Annotated in this window: 19 protein-coding genes; 12 read left to right on the top strand and 7 right to left on the bottom strand. The window is 39.0% G+C overall.

The annotated features are described in order from the left end of the window. Positions 1–7: 7 nt before the first annotated feature. The gene (gene gyrA, locus ACKWBX_RS08080; RefSeq protein ID WP_413968164.1) at positions 8–2,545 is read right to left on the bottom strand and encodes a DNA gyrase subunit A; all 2,538 of its coding nucleotides are present in this window, start codon (positions 2,543–2,545) and stop codon (positions 8–10) included. Positions 2,546–2,804: 259 nt separating this feature from the next. Between gyrA and ACKWBX_RS08075 the strand changes: the two genes are divergently transcribed. The 3 genes from ACKWBX_RS08075 (at position 2,805) to ACKWBX_RS08065 (ending at position 6,518) form a co-directional block, all read left to right on the top strand. Beyond that, entirely contained in the window at positions 2,805–5,357 is a 2,553-nt protein-coding gene (locus ACKWBX_RS08075; RefSeq protein ID WP_413968163.1) for an ATP-dependent Clp protease ATP-binding subunit, read from the top strand. Positions 5,358–5,560: 203 nt separating this feature from the next. Further along, positions 5,561–5,965, top strand: coding sequence for an STAS/SEC14 domain-containing protein (locus tag ACKWBX_RS08070; protein WP_413968162.1), 405 nt, complete (start codon positions 5,561–5,563; stop codon positions 5,963–5,965). Positions 5,966–6,287: 322 nt separating this feature from the next. After that, a complete protein-coding gene (locus tag ACKWBX_RS08065) occupies positions 6,288–6,518 on the top strand; it encodes a hypothetical protein (RefSeq protein ID WP_413968161.1) in 231 nt (76 codons plus the stop codon). A 60-nt stretch (positions 6,519–6,578) separates the two neighbouring features. On the opposite strand, the gene ACKWBX_RS08060 is transcribed toward ACKWBX_RS08065, so the two are convergent. Beyond that, the gene (locus ACKWBX_RS08060) at positions 6,579–8,123 is read right to left on the bottom strand and encodes an NAD(P)H-hydrate dehydratase (protein ID WP_413968160.1); all 1,545 of its coding nucleotides are present in this window, start codon (positions 8,121–8,123) and stop codon (positions 6,579–6,581) included. Between the two features lie 265 nt (positions 8,124–8,388). Between ACKWBX_RS08060 and thrA the strand changes: the two genes are divergently transcribed. The 8 genes from thrA to ACKWBX_RS08020 all read left to right on the top strand — a co-directional run bounded on the left by thrA (position 8,389) and on the right by ACKWBX_RS08020 (position 16,553). Further along, positions 8,389–10,830, top strand: a complete 2,442-nt coding sequence (gene thrA / locus ACKWBX_RS08055; protein WP_413968159.1) for a bifunctional aspartate kinase/homoserine dehydrogenase I — start codon at positions 8,389–8,391, stop codon at positions 10,828–10,830. Positions 10,831–10,833: 3 nt separating this feature from the next. Then, positions 10,834–11,757, top strand: coding sequence for a homoserine kinase (locus ACKWBX_RS08050; RefSeq protein ID WP_413968158.1), 924 nt, complete (start codon positions 10,834–10,836; stop codon positions 11,755–11,757). Positions 11,758–11,802: 45 nt separating this feature from the next. After that, entirely contained in the window at positions 11,803–12,159 is a 357-nt protein-coding gene (locus ACKWBX_RS08045; protein WP_413968157.1) for a four helix bundle protein, read from the top strand. Between the two features lie 45 nt (positions 12,160–12,204). Further along, positions 12,205–13,497: a threonine synthase gene (gene thrC / locus ACKWBX_RS08040; RefSeq protein WP_413968156.1), complete on the top strand. Its 1,293-nt coding sequence runs from the start codon at positions 12,205–12,207 to the stop codon at positions 13,495–13,497. 69 nt (positions 13,498–13,566) lie between these two features. Then, positions 13,567–14,652, top strand: coding sequence for a glycine cleavage system aminomethyltransferase GcvT (gene gcvT, locus ACKWBX_RS08035; RefSeq protein WP_413968155.1), 1,086 nt, complete (start codon positions 13,567–13,569; stop codon positions 14,650–14,652). A gap of 19 nt (positions 14,653–14,671) precedes the next feature. Then, entirely contained in the window at positions 14,672–15,499 is an 828-nt protein-coding gene (locus ACKWBX_RS08030) for a sugar nucleotide-binding protein (RefSeq protein ID WP_413968867.1), read from the top strand. A gap of 11 nt (positions 15,500–15,510) precedes the next feature. After that, positions 15,511–15,798: a 4a-hydroxytetrahydrobiopterin dehydratase gene (locus ACKWBX_RS08025; protein ID WP_413968154.1), complete on the top strand. Its 288-nt coding sequence runs from the start codon at positions 15,511–15,513 to the stop codon at positions 15,796–15,798. Positions 15,799–15,842: 44 nt separating this feature from the next. Beyond that, positions 15,843–16,553 carry a YebC/PmpR family DNA-binding transcriptional regulator gene (locus ACKWBX_RS08020; protein WP_413968153.1) on the top strand — a complete coding sequence of 237 codons (711 nt, stop codon included), beginning with the start codon at positions 15,843–15,845 and terminating at the stop codon, positions 16,551–16,553. Positions 16,554–16,639: 86 nt separating this feature from the next. On the opposite strand, the gene ACKWBX_RS08015 is transcribed toward ACKWBX_RS08020, so the two are convergent. Further along, on the bottom strand, positions 16,640–18,151 hold the full coding sequence (locus ACKWBX_RS08015; protein ID WP_413968152.1) for a M20/M25/M40 family metallo-hydrolase: 1,512 nt from the start codon (positions 18,149–18,151) through the stop codon (positions 16,640–16,642). A 486-nt stretch (positions 18,152–18,637) separates the two neighbouring features. Here ACKWBX_RS08015 and ACKWBX_RS08010 point away from each other — a divergent pair, with 486 nt between their 5' ends. Then, positions 18,638–19,135: a hypothetical protein gene (locus ACKWBX_RS08010; protein WP_413968151.1), complete on the top strand. Its 498-nt coding sequence runs from the start codon at positions 18,638–18,640 to the stop codon at positions 19,133–19,135. Here ACKWBX_RS08010 and ACKWBX_RS08005 read toward each other — a convergent pair. The 4 genes from ACKWBX_RS08005 to kdsB are packed head-to-tail and all read right to left on the bottom strand — an operon-like array spanning position 19,125 to position 22,264. Then, complete coding sequence (locus ACKWBX_RS08005; protein WP_413968150.1) at positions 19,125–19,667, bottom strand: 1-acyl-sn-glycerol-3-phosphate acyltransferase; 543 nt, start codon at positions 19,665–19,667, stop codon at positions 19,125–19,127. The two genes, ACKWBX_RS08010 and ACKWBX_RS08005, sit on opposite strands and share 11 nt — an antisense overlap. Positions 19,668–19,725: 58 nt before the next feature. Beyond that, positions 19,726–20,853, bottom strand: a complete 1,128-nt coding sequence (locus ACKWBX_RS08000) for an iron-containing alcohol dehydrogenase family protein (protein ID WP_413968149.1) — start codon at positions 20,851–20,853, stop codon at positions 19,726–19,728. Between the two features lie 8 nt (positions 20,854–20,861). Continuing rightward, positions 20,862–21,560 (bottom strand): HAD family hydrolase, encoded by a 699-nt coding sequence (locus ACKWBX_RS07995; RefSeq protein WP_413968148.1) that lies wholly within the window; start codon positions 21,558–21,560, stop codon positions 20,862–20,864. Further along, on the bottom strand, positions 21,551–22,264 hold the full coding sequence (kdsB, locus tag ACKWBX_RS07990) for a 3-deoxy-manno-octulosonate cytidylyltransferase (protein ID WP_413968866.1): 714 nt from the start codon (positions 22,262–22,264) through the stop codon (positions 21,551–21,553). The genes ACKWBX_RS07995 and kdsB overlap by 10 nt, the downstream gene beginning before the upstream one ends. Between the last annotated feature and the right edge of the window lie 83 nt (positions 22,265–22,347).

Below are 22,347 nucleotides of genomic sequence, written 5' to 3'. Positions count from 1 at the left end.
TTAAAATTTAAGATTCTGTCTCTTCGCTATCTCCTTTATCAATTCCCGTGCCATCTTCATCAGGGTTTACTTCAATGTCCATGATATCGGCTTCGTCCAATTCATCGTCATCCTTCATAACTTTGGCTACGGCGGCTATAGAATCATTCCCCTTGATATTAATGAGCTTAACTCCTTGTGTAGCCCTTCCCATGACCCGCAAATCTTCTACGCTCATGCGAATGGCAATACCCGATTTGTTGATGATCATCAAGTCATCTGAATCCGTTACGTTCTTAATAGCTACCAAATCACCCGTTTTTTCGGTAATACTGATTGTTTTGACACCTTTACCGCCTCTGTTGGTAATACGATAATCTTCGATACTGGAGCGCTTTCCATATCCATTTTCAGAAACCACAAGCAACTCGTCCTCAAAATTATGAACGGAAACCATTCCAATGACCTCATCGGAATCATTGGCCAAGGTTATACCTCTAACCCCTGATGCATTCCTGCCCATTGGCCTAGTTTTACTTTCTTCAAAACGAATGGCCTTCCCGGATTTCAGCCCAAGGAAGATTTGACTTGTTCCCGTGGTCAATTTGGCCTCTAAAAGTTCGTCATTATCACGTATGGTAATTGCATTGATACCATTCTGTCTTGGTCTGGAATATTGTTCTAAAGAAGTTTTCTTTACCGTTCCTTTCTTAGTGGCCATGATAACGTAGTGGCTGTTCACATATTCTTCGTCCTTTAGATCCTGCGTGCAGATAAAGGCTTTTACCATATCATCCGACTCAATATTGATCAAATTCTGAATAGCTCTTCCTTTTGACGTTCTGCTACCTTCAGGGATTTCAAAAACACGCATCCAGAAACATTTACCTTTTTGCGTAAAGAACAACATATATTGGTGGTTGGTTCCAACAAACAAGTGTTCCAGAAAATCTTCATTACGGGTGGAAGATGCTTTTTGACCAACGCCACCTCTGTTTTGCGTTTTATATTCCGTTAACGGTGTTCTTTTGATGTACCCGGCACGCGAGATGGTAATAACCACTTGCTCATTGGGAATCATATCTTCCATACTCAGGTCACCGCCGGCAAAATTAATTTCCGAGCGGCGTTCATCCCCATACTTCTCCTTAACCTGCAACAACTCTTCCTTAATAATAGCCATCCTACGATCTTTCTTGTCAAGGATGTCCTTCAAATCTGCAATGGTTTTAATTATCTCATCGTATTCGGAACGCAACTTATCCTGTTCCAGACCCGTAAGTTGCCTTAATCGCATTTCTACTATAGCCTTTGCTTGAATTTCCGTAAGCTTAAACCGCTCCATTAAATTGGTCCTGGCATCATCAGCATTGGAAGAGCCCCTGATAATAGCAATGACCTCATCAATATTATCGGAAGCAATGATCAACCCTTCTAAAATATGGGCCCGATCTTCGGCTTTTTTCAATTCGAACTTCGTACGCCTTACGACTACCTCATGCCTATGTTCTACGAAATGATGAATCATTTCCTTAACATTCAATAATTGAGGCCTGCCATTTACCAGTGCAATATTGTTTACACTAAATGAAGATTGTAACGCGGTGTATTTATAGAGTGTGTTTAAAACAATATTAGGAATAGCGTCTCTTTTTAGAATGTACACTATGCGCATTCCTTTTCGGTCAGATTCATCGCGTATAGTAGAAATACCTTCTATTTTCTTATCGTTGATGAGATCGGCCGTTTTCTTAATCATATCGGCCTTGTTTACTTGATAGGGTATTTCGGTCACGACAATGCATTCCCTTCCCTGGACTTCTTCAAAAGTAGCCTTGGCTCGCATTACGATTCTTCCCCTTCCGGTATGAAAGGCTTCCTTCACACCATCATAGCCATAAATGATTCCTCCCGTTGGGAAATCAGGTGCTTTTATATGCGTAATCAACTCATCGATTTCAATATCATTGTTCTCGATATAAGCTATTGTGCCGTCTACAACTTCGGACAGGTTATGCGGTGGCATATTGGTGGCCATACCCACGGCAATACCCGATGCTCCATTGATCAAAAGTTGCGGGACTCTGGTGGGAAGTACGGTTGGTTCTTGTAACGAGTCGTCAAAATTAAGTTGATGGTCTACGGTATCCTTATCGATATCCGCCAACATGTCATCCGCAATTTTACGCATACGGGCTTCCGTATAACGCATGGCCGCCGGACTGTCTCCATCTATAGATCCAAAATTACCTTGACCGTCTATCAACATGTAACGCAAGCTCCATTCTTGCGCCATCCTTACCATAGTATCGTAAACCGATGTATCTCCATGTGGGTGATACTTACCTAAAACCTCTCCCACAATACGGGCAGATTTTTTATGGGCACTACTACTTCTAACTCCCAATTCGTGCATCCCGAAAAGTACACGTCTATGTACCGGTTTTAATCCGTCCCTGACATCTGGGAGCGCTCGTGACACAATGACCGACATTGAATAATCAATGTAGGCAGATTTCATTTCTTCTTCAATATTAATAGGAATCAATTTCTCTCCTTCAGCCATCTTAAAATCTTATAATGTTTTTTATTAGTAAAAAAGCATCACAATTTACGTAAAATCGATGCGTTCAACGCTTATCATCTATTATTTATTCAATAATTTATTAACACTTTCTGATGACCTGTTGGTTATTTATTATACGCTCCAAAACCTTGGAAAGATTTACTTTTTTCGTCTTTTAGAACAACTTTAACGAATATAGGTACGGTATTTGCCCATGATTGCAGGAGATTTAGTAATTTTATAGTTGATACAGATATTTATGGATGATAATTTTTCACCAAGGGTCAAAGATGTAATTGCCTACAGTAAAGAAGAGGCATTACGACTTGGCCATGATTTTATTGGTACTGAACATTTGATGTTGGGGTTGCTTCGCGATGGAAATGGAAAGGCCATTAGTATTTTGGATGCATTGCAAGTAGACTTGGATCACCTTCGTAGAAAGGTGGAAATTCTTAGTCCTTCCAATCCAAATGCCAGTGGTGTTCAGAAAGACAAAAAGAATCTTCATCTTACCAGACAAGCAGAAAGAGCCCTGAAAACAACTTTTTTAGAGGCCAAACTATTTCAGAGTTCCTCTATCAATACGGCACATTTGTTATTGTGTATCCTAAGGAATGAAAACGACCCTACTACCAAACTTTTACATAAATTAAAAGTGGATTATGATGGGGTCAAGGAGCAGTTCAAGTTTATGATAACCAGTGACGATGATATTGTAGATGCGCCTACCTCGGAATCTTTCCCGAGCGATAGTGATGATAATGGTGATGGAAAAGAAAGTACCTTCGGGGCAACCTCCAACCAAAAAGGCACTAAAAAATCCAAGACTCCCGTATTGGATAATTTCGGGAGGGACCTCACCAATTTAGCGGAAGAGAATAAGTTGGACCCTGTTGTAGGGCGTGAAAAAGAAATAGAGCGCGTTTCACAGATTTTAAGTAGAAGAAAGAAAAACAATCCATTGCTCATCGGAGAGCCGGGCGTTGGTAAAAGTGCAATCGCGGAAGGGTTGGCCTTACGAATCATTAACAAGAAAGTTTCCCGTATCCTTTATAACAAACGTGTTGTAACGTTAGATTTGGCCTCTTTAGTGGCTGGTACAAAATATCGTGGCCAGTTTGAAGAGCGCATGAAAGCCGTGATGAACGAGCTGGAAAAGAATGATGACGTTATTCTTTTTATTGATGAGATACACACTATCGTCGGAGCTGGCGGTGCAACTGGAAGTCTAGATGCCTCCAATATGTTCAAACCTGCTTTGGCACGAGGTGAAATTCAATGTATAGGTGCCACAACCTTAGATGAATACCGACAGTATATCGAAAAAGATGGTGCTTTAGAGCGTAGATTTCAAAAAGTCATCGTTGAGCCTACTACGGTAGATGAGACGATTGAAATTTTACATAATATTAAAGGAAAATATGAAGATCATCATAACGTAAGTTACACGGACGAGGCCATTGAAGCCTGTGTGAAGTTGACGAACCGTTACATGACAGATCGTTTTTTACCGGATAAGGCCATAGATGCGTTGGATGAAGCGGGTTCCCGTGTCCACATCGTAAATATGGATGTTCCTAAGCAAATTTTGGAACTGGAGAAAAAGCTTGAGGATGTTCGCGAACTCAAAAATACGGTTGTTAAAAAACAAAAGTATGAGGAGGCCGCCAAGTTAAGGGATGACGAAAAGAGTCTTGAAAAAGATTTGGCGTTGGCGCAGGAACAATGGGAAGACGATAGCAAATTGAACAAAGAAACGGTTTCTGAGGATAATGTAGCGGATGTAGTATCCATGATGAGCGGAATTCCCGTAAATAGAATTGCACAAACGGAAAGTAATAAACTTGCAGAGCTACCAGCATTAATAAAATCCAATGTCATTGGTCAGGACGAAGCCGTTGCCAAGGTATCAAAGGCCATACAGCGTAACAGGGCAGGTCTAAAAGACCCCAATAAACCTATAGGCTCTTTTATTTTCTTGGGTCAGACCGGTGTAGGTAAGACGCAGTTGGCAAAAGTTATGGCCAAGGAACTGTTTGATTCAGAAGATGCACTCATTCGTATCGATATGAGTGAATACATGGAAAAATTTGCTATTTCCAGACTGGTAGGGGCACCTCCGGGATATGTGGGTTATGAAGAAGGCGGACAATTAACAGAAAAAGTTAGAAGGAAACCCTATTCCGTAATCCTTTTGGATGAAGTTGAAAAAGCACATCCGGATGTTTTCAATATGCTATTACAAGTTTTGGACGATGGTTACCTGACCGATAGTCTTGGACGCAAGATAGATTTTAGGAATACTATTATTATCATGACTTCTAATATTGGAGCACGTCAATTAAAGGATTTTGGACAAGGTGTTGGTTTTGGAACTGCATCCATGAAAGCCCAAGAGGACGCACATCAAAAAGGAGTAATTGAAAATGCGCTCAAAAAAGCTTTTGCGCCAGAATTTTTAAATAGAATCGATGACGTCATTGTATTCAATGCGCTTGAGAGAGAACATATTCACCAAATTATAGACATTGAACTTTCCAAGTTGTTCACTAGAATAAAGGATATAGGATATGACCTTAATCTAACCGATGCCGCCAAAGATTACATCGCGGAAAAAGGTTTTGATAAACAATATGGTGCCAGACCTTTAAAAAGAGCTATTCAAAAATATATCGAAGATGCTTTAGCGGAGGAAATTGTAAATTCCAAACTAGAGGAAGGCGATAGTATTTTTATGGATTTGGACAAAAAGAAAGAAGAATTGACCATTAAAATCAAGAAAACCGAAAAATCCTCAAAAGAGGAATAATCATTTCTATAAAATAGATTTACAAAAGGGAGTCCGATTACGGACTCCCTTTTTCATATCATAAATCCTAGTCTGTAGGAATACAAATACAAACAGTTCTAGCACTTTACAATACGAACGATATTTAAGCCTTTAATCTAATATTTTATCAAATCCTTGGGCATACCGCTACTTTCGTCCTAGACACACTATAATACACTTTAATGGACGTTGGATCTACGAAGAGAAAAGTAATCGTACGCGAATACGAGTTGGAAATTGGAAAAATTCAAGTTTTTGAAAACTACATGGTCTCCATGTTCGATGAAGGGGCTACCCTTACACTGGAACGTGCATACCAAATCATTGGAATTTCAGAAATTCATTTTAGGGACAAGAACTTTGGCTTTATAAGCCTACGTAAAAATTCTTATGCCATTGATCCAACTATTTACACCTACCTAAAAGAATTGGAAAACCTTAAGGCCTTTGCAATAGTTTCCGTGAAGGAAATAGACATGCATAACTTTAAGATTGAAAAATTGTTTTATAAGAAACCCATGAAATTCTTCATTGAATATGAGAATGCATTGAAATGGGTAAAACGAAGGGTGAAGACAAAGAAGTGAAGAAAAGTTCTTCCCGATTGAAGACCGGATTTCATTTTTAGACCAAATCGTGGAATAAATTATGTTTCCTTGTTAAAATATATTCCGCTTTAAGGCTTGTTTTTCCAATTCACGATGGTTTTATTTTTCAGAGCCGATCTTCAACGTTTCTTTGATAAAAAATATTATGGAACTTTTACATAAACTTACTGCTAAACGTTTAAAGAATATTCAGTTCAATAAAACTGTGTATTTCATTATTCCTTTGGTATCATTTTATGTCTCTTTTCTGGTACTTATAATCTTGCTTTTAAAACGTTTTAGTTTTTAACTCTTTTAAAAAATGAGACGTTCATTAATTTATTTTAGCCTGCTCTTACTAACAATATTTTTGTATTCCAACTTGGAACAAAAAGATGTGAAAATTTCCATGAAAGACCAAGGCAATCTAATTACGCTAGAAAGTAATGATATAAGGGATAGTAGCCAGAAACCTGTATCGGATGACTTTTCCAAAACGATTACGGATACTTATATCAGTGACGATAATATGGAACACTATGCCTCTGAATAGCTATTCAACTTGGAGTATTGATTAGAATTAAAATTTTCCAAGCCCACATGATATGGAAAATTATTTTTCATCTTCAGTAGTCGTTTGTTCATTTTCAGGAACTTTGAATAGGTCCATGTAAGCTTTACCTACATTTTCAATAATATCCGAAGCGATCAAAGCTTGATATCCTGTATTTTCTACGGCAATATCCCCTGCCCTACCATGTAGATATACCCCAAAAAGGGAAGCTTCCGAAGCGGTATATCCCTGAGCAAGTAATCCCGTAATAATTCCGGCTAAAACATCACCGCTTCCGGCAGTGGCCATACCAGGATTTCCCGTAGTATTGATATATCCTTTTTGTCCCGAAATCGTGACTGTGTTCGCACCTTTGATTATTAGAATGCATTTTATTTTTTGAGCAAATAGTTTTGCTTTTTTCAACTTATCAAAATCATCTTTCCATTTCCCGATGAGCCGCTCCAATTCTCTTGGATGGGGTGTTAAAATACTATTGGCCGGTAACAATTCCAGTAATTCTTTGTTCGTTGAAAGTATATTTAATCCATCCGCATCAATTACTAACGGAGATTTATTCGATTTCAAAAAGGATTTAAAAGCATTCACCGTCTCTTTTTCCGTTCCCGCACCCATACCAATTCCTATTGCATCTGGTTCTATCTTGTACGCTAGATTCGATAAACTCTCTTCTGCTTCATCCGTTAACACCATTATTTCCGGTAACGCTGTTTGGAGAGAATGATATCCGCATACGGGAACGAAAGCGGTGACCAATCCGCTACCTATTTTTAATGCGGCCTTTGTAGCCAATTGTACAGCGCCTATTTTTCCATAACTTCCTCCTATAATCAAAGAATGTCCGTAGGTCCCTTTATGGGAAAACTTTTGCCTTGGTCTATAAAATGGTAGTACTTCGTTTTTTCCGATCAGATTATATTCCGTTTCGGTAGTCATTAAAAACTCGGCATCCAAACCTATATCCAATACTTCCCATTGTTCTATATATGCTGAAGTGTCCGGCAAGAAAAAAACGAGCTTTGGAGTTTGAAAGCTAAGCACGTAATTAGATTTTACTACTGCTTCCCTGTTCTCGGGTATACTATCGGTAAAAAGACCGGAAGGAATATCCACAGATAAAATAAAGGCTTTAGAAGCGTGCAAATGTGCTATCAATTTAATGACCCAATCCGAAGGAGTCCTATTAATTCCTATACCAAAGATGGCATCGACTATAATATCATCCTGTCCAATTTCAGGAAAATTACAATCTGAATCCAAAAATTCCGGCCATATTTTTCTTTCCTTCAAACGATTCATATTCAGGAGAAAGTCCTTTGAACGCTTATCGCTATAATTCACAACATATACGCCAATATTGTAACCGTGTTCTTGCAGATGTCTTGCCAAGGCTATCCCATCACCACCATTATTACCAATACCGCAGAACAAATGGATTTTTACCGGAGCTCCCTGCATTCGTAAATGCATCCAATTAAAAATCTGTATTGCGGCTCTCTCCATTAATTCATCACTCGAAATTCCTTGTTTTTCAATTGTGAATTTATCAGCAGAATAGATTTGTTCGGCAGTAAAAAGCTTCATTCCCTAATGTTTTGAGATAAAAAATAACGATTTCACAAAAATCCGTGCAACCATTTGATTAACATACCAAATGTACTACTTTTGACGTTCAACAATTATCATGTACTGCACAAGCACGATCATAAAATTTGTTTTCTCTTCAAAAAACTTCACTACAGGTTTTTTCACAACAGGTATTACAACCCTTAGGGGTTAATGAACTATATACCTTCGTACCCGTGTTTTAACACACCAAAAAAAATCTTAAAAGCTAATTTACAGTATCATGAAAGTTCTCAAGTTTGGCGGTTCTTCCGTTGCAAATTCAGATAATATAAAACGAATCAAGAATATCATCGCCACCTACGATGATACCATTATTGTTGTAGTTTCCGCTTTTGGTGGTATTACGGACGAATTATTGGAAGCCGGAAAATTGGCATCAACAGGGGATGAAACATATAAATCCGTTTTAAAAAATATCGAGGATAGGCATCTAAAAGCGGTAAAGGAATTAGTTCCCGTGTCTTTGCAAAGTAAAGTCCTGAGCAGTGTAAAAAGCAACCTAAATGTTTTGGAAACCTTGCTGGAGGGCGCTTTTTTCATTGGTGAGATCACGGAAAAATTATCGGATAAAATCGTGAGTTTTGGGGAATTGTTATCCTCCTATATCATCAGCGAGTATTTTCAAAGCGAGGATATGGACTGTGTTTTTAAGGATAGCCGAGAACTTATCAAAACTCAATTGATAAATGAAAAACATATCGTTAATTTTAAAACAACGGATGCCAATTGCAAGTCTTATTTTAGTTCGCAAAGACACAAAATTACAGTCACTCCCGGATTTATAGCAACATCCGAAAATGGTGAATCCACTACGTTAGGAAGAGGCGGTTCCGACTATACCGCGGCAATATATGCATCGGCCATTGAAGCATCTGTTTTGGAAATCTGGACGGATGTTAGCGGTATGTATACCGCAAATCCAAAAATGGTAAAACAAGCAAAAGCCATTGCCCATTTATCCTATGAAGAAGCTATGGAGCTTTCCCATTTTGGAGCCAAAGTATTGTATCCGCCAACCATTCAACCAGTATTGGCAAAGGGTATATCTATCAGAATAAAAAATACTTTCAATCCTGAAGAAGCAGGTACGCTAATTACCAAATCAAAAAATGAACAAGGCAAAACGGTAAGGGGTATAAGCCACATCGGGAATATTTCCCTACTATCTCTTGAAGGCCCGGGCATGGTAGGGATTCCAGGTATCTCAAAACGATTTTTTGAAGTGCTTTCCCAAGCGAATATCAGTGTGGTATTGATAACCCAAGCCTCTTCGGAACATTCTATTTGCGTGGGAATCTCGGCTAATGATATCTTAAAAGCCATAGCAATAGTGAACGAAAACTTTGCCTACGAAATTGAAAGAGGCAAAATCAATAAAGTAAAGCCCGAGAACAATTTGGCTATTGTCGCGCTCGTGGGTGATAATATGAAAAGTCACCAAGGGTTAAGTGGTAAGATGTTCAGTACTTTAGGCAAAAACAATGTCAATATTAGGGTCATTGCGCAAGGGGCTTCGGAGCGAAACATTTCATGTGTAGTCGATGAAAAGGATGTTAAAAAAGCATTGAACGCATTGCATGAAGAATTCTTTGAAGAAAACATCAAACAACTGAATCTTTTCGTGATGGGCGTGGGGAACGTAGGTTCCAAATTCCTGAACCAAATAAAACAACAACGTAAATACCTGAAAGAAAACCTTAAGCTCAATATTCGCGTCGTAGGAATTTCAAATTCGAGAACCATGCATTTTGATGAGCAGGGGATGGACTTGAAATCATGGGAAGATTTATTGGCAAATGGTGAGAAAGCGAACAAGGAGAAATTTTTGGCCCACGTAAATGACCTAAACCTGAGAAACAGTATTTTCGTTGACAATACGGCTAGTGATGAAGTGGCCTCTACCTATCAAAATTATTTGGGCAATAGTATTTCAGTGGTTACCTGTAACAAAATTGCCTGTTCTTCCCAATTTGAAAACTATACCCATTTGAAAAGGTTGGCCCGCGAATACAATGCTCCGTTTTTGTTCGAGACCAATGTTGGCGCAGGACTCCCCATCATTGATACCTTAAAGCATTTGATTGCTTCCGGGGATAAGATTCTTAAAATTCAAGCGGTGCTTTCAGGGAGTTTAAACTTTGTGTTCAACAATTTTAATAACGGCACTACATTCCATGACATTGTAAAACAGGCCCAAGAAGAAGGTTATACGGAACCCGACCCAAAGATTGATTTAAGCGGAATAGATGTCATGCGAAAAATTCTGATTTTAGCACGGGAAAGTGGCCATGTTTTGGAAATAGAGGACATCAAGAACAAATCGTTCTTACCACAGGAAAGCTTGGACACTAACAATAACGAAGATTTCTTTGCATCTTTGGTGAAGTATGAAGCGGATTTTCAGAAACTATATGATGATGCACTTAAAAAGGAAAGCAAACTAAAATATGTGGCGCAATTTGAAGCAGGAGAAGCCAGTGTAGGATTACAGGAAATACCAAAAGGGCACGATTTTTATAATTTAGAAGGAAGCGATAACATCGTACTCTTTTATACGGAACGCTATCCAAACCAGCCCATGATCATCAAAGGCGCGGGCGCGGGTGCGGATGTTACAGCCTCCGGTATTTTTGCGGATATTATTAGAATTGGTAATTTCTAACGGATGAAAAACAAGGTCAAAATATTTTGCCCTGGCACCATTGCCAATATCTCTTGTGGTTTTGATGTGCTCGGAGTGGCATTGGATAGTGTTGGGGATGAAATGGTGATTACCAAAACCGCTGAAAAAGGAATCAGGATTACTAAAATAGAGGGGCAACAGCTACCTTTAGAGACTTCAAAAAATGTAGCTGGCGTTGCAGGCCTTGCCTTATTGGAAGCTTCTGATTATGAAGGCGGTTTTGAAATCGAAATTTATAAAAACATAAAACCGGGCAGTGGTATCGGGAGTAGTGCTGCAAGCTCCACAGGGGCCGTTTGGGCCATGAACCATTTACTGGACAACCCCTTCAGTACAACTGAATTAGTGAAGTTCGCCATGGAAGGGGAACGTTTGGCCAGTGGTGTAGCACATGCCGATAATGTAGCTCCCGCCCTATTTGGAGGTTTTACGCTGGTAAGAAGTTATGAACCTCTGGATATTATCGATATTCCAGTTCCAAATGAATTATTTGCCACCGTTATTCATCCTCAGATAGAGATAAAAACTTCTGAATCCCGAAAAATCCTAAAGACCAATATATCCTTGGAAACCGGCATAAAACAGTGGGGAAACGTTGGTGGACTGATTGCCGGGCTTTTTAAAAGTGATTACGACCTTATTGGAAGGTCTTTGGTAGATCATATCGTGGAACCCATTCGTTCTATTCTGATTCCAAGTTTTGACGACATAAAAAAGGAATCCCTGGCGGCAGGTGCCTTAGGATGCGGTATTTCGGGTTCTGGACCGTCAATCTTCACGTTTAGCAAAGGTTTGGATACAGCCAATAAAGTTGGGGATGCGATGAGGAGAGTGTATGAAAAAGTTGGGGTAGATTTTGATATTCACGTTTCAAAAATCAATAGCCAAGGGATAAAAATAGTGTAGAAAGGTTAAATGACCGAAGACTGAAGCAAAATGTAAAACTAGAAAATGGATAAATTTAAGTTTGAAAAACTCATTATCTGGCAAAAAGCGATGGATTTCGGAGAAATCATCGATAAATTGGCATTAAACTTTCCTGAAAGAGAAAAATTCAATTTAGCTTCACAAATCCGTAGGGCATCCGACTCAATTGCTTTAAACATTTCCGAGGGTTCTATTGGACAATCAAACCCTGAGCAGAAAAGATTTGTGGGTTATTCCATACGTTCATTGGCCGAGGTCGTCACCTGCTTATTCAAAGCCAACCGAAGAAACTATATCAATCAATCTACCTTTATAGAATTGTATGATGAGGCATTCCATTTGATGAATATGATGAGTGCCTTTAGAAAAAATATAAAATAATAAAAAAAAATATTGGTCTTCCGTCAACCGTCAATTTAACTCCCAATGAAATTCTACAGCCTAAATAAAAATGCGCCAGCAGTAACCTTTAAGGAAGCCGTTATCAATGGTATAGCACCGGATAAAGGGCTATATTTCCCGGAAAGCATAACCCCGCTACCAGATTCATTTTTTAATAATATTTCCGATGTATCAAATCAGGAAATTGCCTTAAACGCTATTTTACAATTTGTTGGGGACGAAATTCCTACAGCTATTTTAAAAGACATTTTAGCAAAGGTCTTGGACTTTGAATTCCCGGTTGTCCCGATTAGTAAAAATATTGGGACTCTGGAACTATTTCATGGCCCTACAATGGCTTTTAAAGATGTAGGAGCCAGATTCATGGCGCAATGTTTGGGATATTTCTCTAAAAAATCGGACGAGGAAGTTACCGTTTTAGCGGCCACTTCCGGAGATACGGGAGGTGCCGTTGCCAATGGTTTTTTAGGGGTTAATGGCGTTAAAGTGATTATCCTTTATCCCAATGGTAAAGTAAGCGATATACAGGAACGACAATTGACTACCTTGGGTCAAAACATTACGGCATTAAAAGTAGACGGTACTTTTGATGATTGCCAAGCCATGGTCAAAAGTGCGTTTTTAGATAACGAGTTATTGGAAAAAATGAAACTTACCTCTGCCAATTCCATCAATGTGGCGAGATGGTTGCCACAGCTGTTCTACTTTTTATTCGCATACAAGCAGGCGAAAAAAGCGGGCCGGGAAATCGTATTTTCCATCCCCTCGGGAAACTTTGGAAATATTTGTGCCGGTATGGTGGCACAACGCTTGGGGATGCCCGTTAAACATTTTATAGCGGCGACCAATGTAAATGATACCGTTCCAAAGTATATGAAGACGCAACATTATAACCCAAAACCATCCACAGCTACTATTTCAAACGCGATGGATGTGGGAGACCCGAGCAATTTTATTCGCATTAGACATTTATATCAGGATAATTTCGAGGAACTGAACAAAAATCTATCCTCCTACTCGTTTACAGACGAAGACACAAAAGAAGCGATGTTGGAAATTTATGAGACCTCAAACTACATAGCAGACCCACACGGAGCTGTAGGCTACCTCGGTCTTAAAAAATATTTGGAAAATCATCCGAATACCTATGGCATATTCCTAGAAACGGCACATCCGGTAAAATTTCTAGATGTAGTGGAAGAAACTATTTCACATCAATTGGAAATTCCGCCACAAATTCAAAAAGTGATGAACAAAGAAAAAAAATCGTTCAATATCAGCACATATAACGATTTAAAATCATTCCTTCTGCGCTAAAATCCAATACAAATCCTCGTCTTGAAATCTATATATTTTCAATAGCTTTGCACATCTAAAAAAGCTAAAATGAAAAATACCGCACTAACACAAACGCACGAGCAACTTGGTGCAAAAATGGTCCCGTTTGCGGGCTACAATATGCCCGTTTCCTATGAAGGTGTTACAATTGAACATGAAACGGTTCGTAATGGTGTTGGTGTTTTTGATGTATCCCACATGGGAGAATTTCTGATTAGCGGTCCTAATGCATTGGCGCTTATCCAAAAAGTTACCTCAAACGATGCTTCAAAACTAACTATTGGAAAAGCACAATATAGTTGTCTACCCAATGAAACGGGCGGTATTGTTGATGACTTGATTGTTTATAAATTGAAAGAGGAACAGTATTTATTAGTGGTCAATGCCTCGAACATCGCAAAGGATTGGGAGCATATTTCTAACTACAATACAGCGTTCAATGCCGAAATGAGAGATATATCGGAAAACTACTCCCTTTTGGCCATTCAAGGCCCCAAAGCAGTTGAGGCAATGCAGTCGCTCACATCGGTTGATTTATCTGCCATTAAATTTTATCATTTTGAAGTAGCGGATTTTGCGGGCTTGGATCATGCCATCATCTCGGCAACAGGATATACCGGGTCCGGAGGTTTTGAAATCTATTGTAAAAATGAAGAGGTAAAACAGGTATGGGACAAGGTATTGGAAGCTGGGGCGGATTTTGGCATAAAACCGGTTGGGCTTGCCGCACGTGATACTTTGAGATTAGAGATGGGGTATTGTCTCTATGGAAACGATATAAACGATACTACTTCACCATTTGAAGCATGTCTGGGATGGATCACCAAATTCACCAAGGACTTTGTAAATAGCGAAGCCCTCGCTGATGAAAAAGCAAGAGGTCCAGAAAGAAAATTGGTCGCTTTTGAGTTGGACGAGCGCGGTATTCCCCGTCATGACTATGATATTGTGGACGGGCAAGGAAAAAAGATAGGAATTGTTACCTCCGGCACCATGTCTCCATCGCTAGGAAAAGGAATAGGATTGGGGTACGTACCTGTCATTTTCTCCGAAATAGGCAGTAAGATAAACATTCAGATCAGGAAAAAAGCGGTTCCGGCCACCATAGTTAAATTACCGTTTTACAAAGGATAAACCTAAGTTGTAGTTGCAGGTGGAAGGGGAGCGAAAAAAAATATTGATTTTAGGAGGAAGCGGTTTTTTAGGAAATTCAATCTATAAAGAGCTTTGCAATTATTTTGATACGTATGGAACGTACTACAACTCCAAAAAAAGTTTTGAATCCAACAAGCAGTTTTTTAAGTACGATTTAGAGGAAGACGACATCTTTCAAATTTTGGATACCGTTAAACCGCATATCATTATTTCTGCTTTACGCGGAAATTTTGCGGCACAAATAATAGCACATCAGCACATTTTGGAATATTTGAACAAGACAGAGGCGCGTCTGTATTTCTTATCTTCCGCCAATGTTTTTGATGCCTACAGCAAATACCCATCCTATGAAAATGACAAAACTTTGTCCGAAAGTATTTATGGCAGATTAAAAATTAAGATTGAAAACATGCTCTTGCGCCTGCCAAAAAACAAAATGGGCATCTTAAGGATACCTATGGTTTTTGGAAATAGCTCTCCAAGAGTCAGGGAAATGAAAAACCTTATTTTGGAAAACGAACCTGTAGAGGTTTTTCCAAATTTGATATTGAATGTTACCAATGATGATAAATTAACGCAGCAAATTCATTATCTTATCAATAGAAATAAAATGGGAATATTTCATTTGGGCAGTTCAGATTTGGTACACCACGAAGATTTTATAAAAGAAGTTTTGGATCGGGTAGGTAATTTCAACCCGATTATAAAAAGAGTCTATACTACCAATGCCGATAGATACCTTGCTGTTCTACCAAAATCGAATAAATTACCCAAGAATTTACAATTCACCTATCAGGATGTCATTGACCATCATGTGTTGAACTAATTATAACGAAAATGGAAAAATTTACGGACGAACAAATAAAAGACTATCTAGGCCAATTAGAAGGTTGGGAATATATAGACGGTGCTATCGAGACCACTTTTGAATTTAAGGATTTTAAAGAAGCTTTTTCGGTTATGACACGTATTGCCTTTGAGTGCGAAGCGCAAGGACATCATCCGGATTGGAGCAATGTTTATAAGACGTTGAACATTCGCCTAAATACACATGATGCCAACGGAGTAACGGAAAAAGACTTTGTCCTCGCCAGAAGTATCGAGGATATTATTGAAAGTTCTTAAAAGAACTTTTTTCTAAATTTACCATCATAAAATTTTAACGATCTATGGGAAGAGCTTTTGAATTTAGGAAAGCAAGAAAAATGAAACGTTGGGCCGCAATGTCCAAAGCATTTACCAGAATTGGGAAGGACATTGTCATGGCTGTAAAAGAAGGTGGTCCGGACCCGGATTCCAATGCACGTTTAAGAGCCGTTATTCAAAATGCCAAGTCGGTGAACATGCCCAAGGACAATGTGGAACGCGCTATCAAAAGGGCGAGTGACAAGAGTCTCGGCGATTTCAAAGAAGTACTTTTTGAAGGATACGGACCCCATGGCATCGCTATTTTAGTGGAAACCGCTACCGATAATAATACACGTACCGTGGCGAATGTGCGAAGTTATTTTAACAAGTGTAACGGTAGCTTGGGAACCTCCGGTTCGGTGGAATTTATGTTTGATCATACCTGCAACTTTCGGATTCCTTCCGAAGGGATAGATCCTGAAGAACTAGAATTGGAAATGATTGATTTTGGTGCCGAAGAAGTTTTTGTGGATGACGATGGTATTTTAATCTATGCGCCATTTGAAAGTTTCGGAGCGATTCAAAAAGAGTTGGAAAACAGGGAAATCGAAATTCTTTCTTCCGGTTTTGAAAGAATTCCGCAGGTAACAAAAACATTGGACGAAGAACAAACGGCAGATGTGGAGAAACTTCTGGAAAAGATAGAAGAAGATGATGATGTGCAGAACGTGTTTCATAATATGGACTCTTAGTTAAGGTATTGTTTTGCAATTTTGCCTTTTTCCATTGAAATGATACTACTACGAACGTTGTAACTAAAAATAATTCCGGGTCATCCTTATTCACGGGTCAAGATTCCCAAGCACATCTTTAGACCCTCATGGAAATTCCCCAATCGTAGATTTTCGTTAGGTGCGTGAATGCTATTATCCGGATTGGGGATACGTACCGAGATAGCTGGAATATCCAATACAGAAATAAAGGGAGCAATAGGCTGTGATCCGCCGGTGGATTGCATTTGCACATAGTTTCCCTTACCGAAGACGTACTCCATTGATGCGCCCAACCATTCTCCAAGCGGCGAGTTCAAATCCGTTCGAAAGGGTCTAGAACCAATACGGGAATCTATTCTAATGATTTTTGGGTAAGTTCGCCTTTCTTCATGTGTGGGTTCCCTGTCCAAAATGTGAAAGTCCTTGGATGTTATGAATTTCTTTATCAGTTCTATTTGCCTTTCTGCTGGGGTTTCCGGTACCAATCGCATATCGATTTCTGCCAGCGCTTCAGATGGGATAATGGTGCGAACCCCGTCCTCTACCCATGCTGCTCGTAACCCACGTACATTTAAAGAAGGATACTGTAGCGCTTCTTGATAGGTGTTTCCCACGGATTCCGGTTGGGCAATACCTAAAGTTTCCAATAATTGTTCACGGTCCTCGGGGACAGTGTTGATTGCTTTTTTTCGATTTTCATTCATTTCTATCCCATCATAAAAACCAGGAATTTGAACAAGACCTTTCTCGTCTTTCATAGAGCCCAACAACCTTGAGAGAGCAAAAACTGGGTTTGGGGCATAATTTCCATACTGACCCGAATGTAAATCTTTGTAGGCACCATAAACCGTTAGTTTCATGGTGGCTATTCCCCTGGCACCGAACATTAATGTCGGAAGATTTCCCGGTGGACGGGTACCATCCATGATAAGCATGGCATCAGCTAAAAATTTATCTCGGTTTGTTTCCACTAGTTTCGGTAAAGTCGGTGAACCCAGTTCTTCTTGAAAATCCATAATGACTTTAATATTGAAACTAGGATTTATTTTTCTTTCATCAAGAACCCGTAACACCTGTAAAAAAGCAATTGCAGGCCCTTTTGAATCGGATGCGGAACGAGCAAATATTTTCCAATCGGGATTAAAATTCTTGGTCAGTTTGTCCCAAGGAATTATTTGACATTCATTTTCTTTACATTCCTTTAGAACAGGAACATAAGGGTTTTCTTGCATCCATTGGGAAGAATCTACGGGCTGACCATCTATTTGTAAATAGAAGAGAATGGTACGTTTTGCTCTTTTGTATTTTCGCTCGGCAAACAAATGTTTTACCCCATTGGAAATCAACACTTCGGTATTAAAATTCAAAGCTTGGAAGTTTCTTTCGCACCATGCTAAATTCTTATCGATATTATCAGGTGCTTGCCCATTGTTAGGAAGCGATAAAAAATCTTTTAAAGTAGTTATTCCATCCACGAAATATTCATCGGCCAGCTTATCTATTTTTTCTTTTTTTAGACTTTGACAGCAACCTGAAATAGCTGTCAATGATAGCAGGAAGACCAATGTAATTCTCATGATTTAAAGTTAACCAAAACTTTAGATTCAACGAATCAAAAAACTACAGGTGGTTTGAAGAGAAAGCCTCGATAGTTAATCATAAGTATTGCGGGAATCGGTAAATAATACTTGAACCTTTGTATAAGAGTCCATAAGCGATACAGAAATTATTTTTTTCATGGTTTCACCAAATGAATCTCTAATGAAAGGAATAATCATTTAAGTTTTTAGGAAACGTTTTAAAGTTATTTCAACTTTAATCCCGTCTGAATTTCTATCGTAACGATTGCCTAAAATTTCCGATAAAAGCTAACTTTCCAATTGACACCATTTGAAAGAACCATCCAATCCAAAGAACCATTTATGGCAACTACAGTGTAAACGTTCACCATACGACACAGAAATAGATAAGTTTTTCAATTCTTCGGACATATACATGTAATCCTTAAAAATTTCTCCTGTAATTATTATATATTAAGAGCGACTCATTACAAAATACTTCCCATGAGATATTTTATGTTTTTATGTATGCTAATGTCTTTCACTACAAAAGGACAGGAAATGACTTCTGGAAGATTGGGTGAGCTTTTTGAGGAGGTAGCGGATACTGTTGTACCCAATGGCAACTCATTCCAAATTCTGTATAAGGAGCGACCCATATTCTGTATTTATGACGAAAATGCCAATCGTATGCGGATTATTTCGCCTATTGTAAAAAGGGAAGAATTAGAAGAAGAACAATTATTGAATGCCATGGTTGCCAATTTTCATTCGGCTTTGGACGTAAAATATGCTTTAAGTGATGAAGTTATTTGGTCAGTTTTCACCCATCCCTTAGCTGAATTATCGGATGGTCAGGTTTTGGACGCGATTGACCAGGTTTTTTTGGCCGCGGCTACTTTTGGGACGAGTTACTCCAGTACTACATTAGTGTTTCCCGGAAACACTAAAAAGAAAGAGGACGAGCATACCAAAAAACTGATAGAGCGTTCTAAAAACTAAATGCTGCAACTTTTCCCTTTACCCCTTTGAAAAAAGCTTCGTATTTTTTGAAATCGGCTTGTTTATCCTCTGACACATAATAGGGCTCGGAAATCTTTATTTCTTTCTTCCCATAATCAAAAGCTACTAGAACTATAGGAATTTCTGCAGCTTTGGCAATGAAATAGAATCCTGTCTTCCATTGAGTTACTTTTTTACGTGTTCCTTCAGGGGAAAGTGCTAAGCGGAACTTTTTCCGCTCTTTGAAAATTTGAGCGGTTGCACTCACCGTATCATTAGTTTTACTCCGGTCTATGGGAGCACCACCTGTCCATTTAAAAAACCAACCCAATGGAGAATCAAAAAGACTTTTTTTACCCACATAGTTGATTTCCTCTTTCCAAACTTTCCGAATCAGCAGTCCCAAGAGAAAATCCCACCAACTGGTATGTGGTACTACCGCGAGTACACACTTGTCCAAGTGTGAAGGAAACGTTCCTTTAAGGGACCAGCCCAATACGTTAAAATAAATGAATTTGGCCAAACGTTGCATATACTAAATTTATCCGAACGCGCATCAGTTATAACTTGATAACGTTCTGTAGTTTGACCTAAATTTTACGGTAAATCGCCTTTATTTTATCCGGAGTAATACTACTTCTCCAATTTTCACCAAGTGCATTTTCCCAAAGCGGTTCCATACCCAAAGCAACGGTAACCATTGAATCCAGTTCAGCTTCGGAAAGATTTTTACAAATTCCTTTTGGCAATTCAATGTTGTGCTTATATTTCATTTTATGGAATAATTCCACCCCTTTTGGATAAAACTCTTCTAAATGTTGAAATACCAAACAATTACCTATACCATGCTTGATTCCCAAAAGATATCCTAAACCATAACTAAGTGCATGTGCCACGCCTACTTGTGAATAGGCAATACTCATACCGCCATGCCATGATGCCATCATCAGTTTATCCCTAGATTCCGCCTGTGGCAAATCGTTTAAAAACACCTCTTTACATAAATCCAAGGCTTTTTCACCATAGCTCTGACTAAAGGCATTTAAGTAGGTCCCGTTCAAGGATTCCACGCAATGGATATAGCAATCCATTCCCGTATAAAACCATTGTTCTTTACATACTCCCTTGGTCAATTCAGGATCTAATAAAACTTGATCAAACGTGGTATAGTCCGAATTGATTCCCAACTTTTTATCCGGTCCCAATAAAACGGTTGTTCTGGACACCTCTGCACCGGTACCACTTATGGTAGGTATGCCCACGTGATAAATAGATTTTTTGTTGACCAGATCCCAACCTTGATAATTGGCCGCGCCCCCTTTATTTGTCATCAGTATCGCAACGGCCTTCGCTAAATCCAAAAGTGTCCCACCGCCAATGCCCACAATCCCGGAAGGTTCTTCTTGAAACGTTTTTTGAATCATGGAAACCAAGGCGTCTACCTGTTGGGTTTTAGGCTCTTCTTCCGCGGACACAAAAATAATCTGATCACAAAATATCCGGGGAATGCGCTTCACCAAATCGGTTCCTTCAAAGACATCGTCCACTAAAAAAATCATTGGTGCTTCAGAATGTTTTCGCTTGGGCATAAGAATATCTCCCAATTGGTCAAAACTTCCGTTACCAAAGACCACCCTTGGCACCATGGGAAAATTCCTATATTGTTCTGAAGCTTTAGTAGGTATCTTCTTCAATTTTATTTCTTTTTTAATCTCCATTCAAACGTTTAAAGGTACTCCAATATATTCGCTAAAGAATTTGTAGTAATATACCCTGTTTTTTGTTTTGGTTCTTCTATTTCCTCATGCTGCCATGTGGTATGGAAAGGTACATGCACCGCCCTTGCTCCTATATTTACCAAAGGTAGGACATCCGATCTTAAAGAATTACCGATCATTAGAAACTCTTTTACATCTATATTCAAATGTGATAGTAAATCTTGATAATTCTTTTCTTTTTTATCGCTCAATACTTCCACATGATGAAAATAGGCAGAAAGACCGGAACGCTCCAATTTTCGCTCTTGATCTAACAGGTCACCTTTGGTCAAGACAATCAATCTATATTTTCCTTTCAATTGTTTTAAAACGACTTCTACACCATCCAATAATTCTACCGGATGGGAAATCATCTCTTTACCAAGATTCAAAATTTCCGAAAGCGTTGCTTGGGAAACTTCATTATTTGATAATTCCAATGCGGATTCTATCATAGAAAGCATAAAACCTTTGATTCCATAACCATATAGCGCCAAGTTTTTTATTTCCATCTTAAAAAGTTCCTGGTCTATTTTATTCTTGGTCTCATAACCTTCCAAGAGTTCCGCAAATTTTTCTTCAGCCTCCCTAAAATAGGTTTCGTTGACCCAGAGCGTATCATCCGCATCAAAACCAATAACCCTTATATCGCTGTAATCTACTTCCATGCAGCCTGTGCCCTTTTCAAATCTTCTGGGGTATCAATTTCTATGCCTTGCACAGAAGTCTCTACCATTTTTATTTTTTTTCCGTACTCCAAGTATCGGATCGCCTCTATTTTTTCCGTGGCCTCCAATGGCAACATGGGCAGACGCTGAAAATCCAATAAGGCCCTTTTCCGAAAAGCATAGATTCCTTTGTGCTTATAGTATACCGTTTGGCTGGATTTAGCCCTTGGATGTGGTATAGGCGACCTTGAAAAATACAATGCGAAATTGCGATTGTCCACAATAACCTTTACCGTATTGGGATTATTGATTTCATTTTCGTCCGTTATCCTGACCATTAAAGAAGCAAGGTCTATCTCCTTTTTTACATCATCCTTAAAGACTTCCATTACACCTTCCAAACTTTCACGGTCCGTAAACGGTTCATCGCCCTGTACATTTACAATAATATCTACATCCATATCCGCTACAGCTTCCGCAATACGGTCGCTTCCGCAATCATGCTCTTTTATGCTCATAATCGCCTCACCACCCGCTTGAACGATGGTATCGTAGATTACTTCGCTATCCGTGACTACATAAACCGCATCAAAAAGTCCGGTTTTTACGGCCGCTTCATAGGTCCGTACAATGACCGTTTTCCCATGCAGATCCTGCATTAACTTAGCAGGAAATCTAGAAGCCGCATAACGGGCAGGTATCATAGCAATTATCTTCACTCGTTTTAGATTTTTAAATCCGATTTAAAATATTTTTAGTTTTATTTTGAATTCGACCGTTTTCGTTG

The organism is Maribacter algae (assembly GCF_047345745.1).
Classification (GTDB): Bacteria; Bacteroidota; Bacteroidia; order Flavobacteriales; family Flavobacteriaceae; genus Maribacter.
Note: the sequence above shows the minus strand (reverse complement) of the source record. Positions and strands in the feature narration are given on the sequence as shown.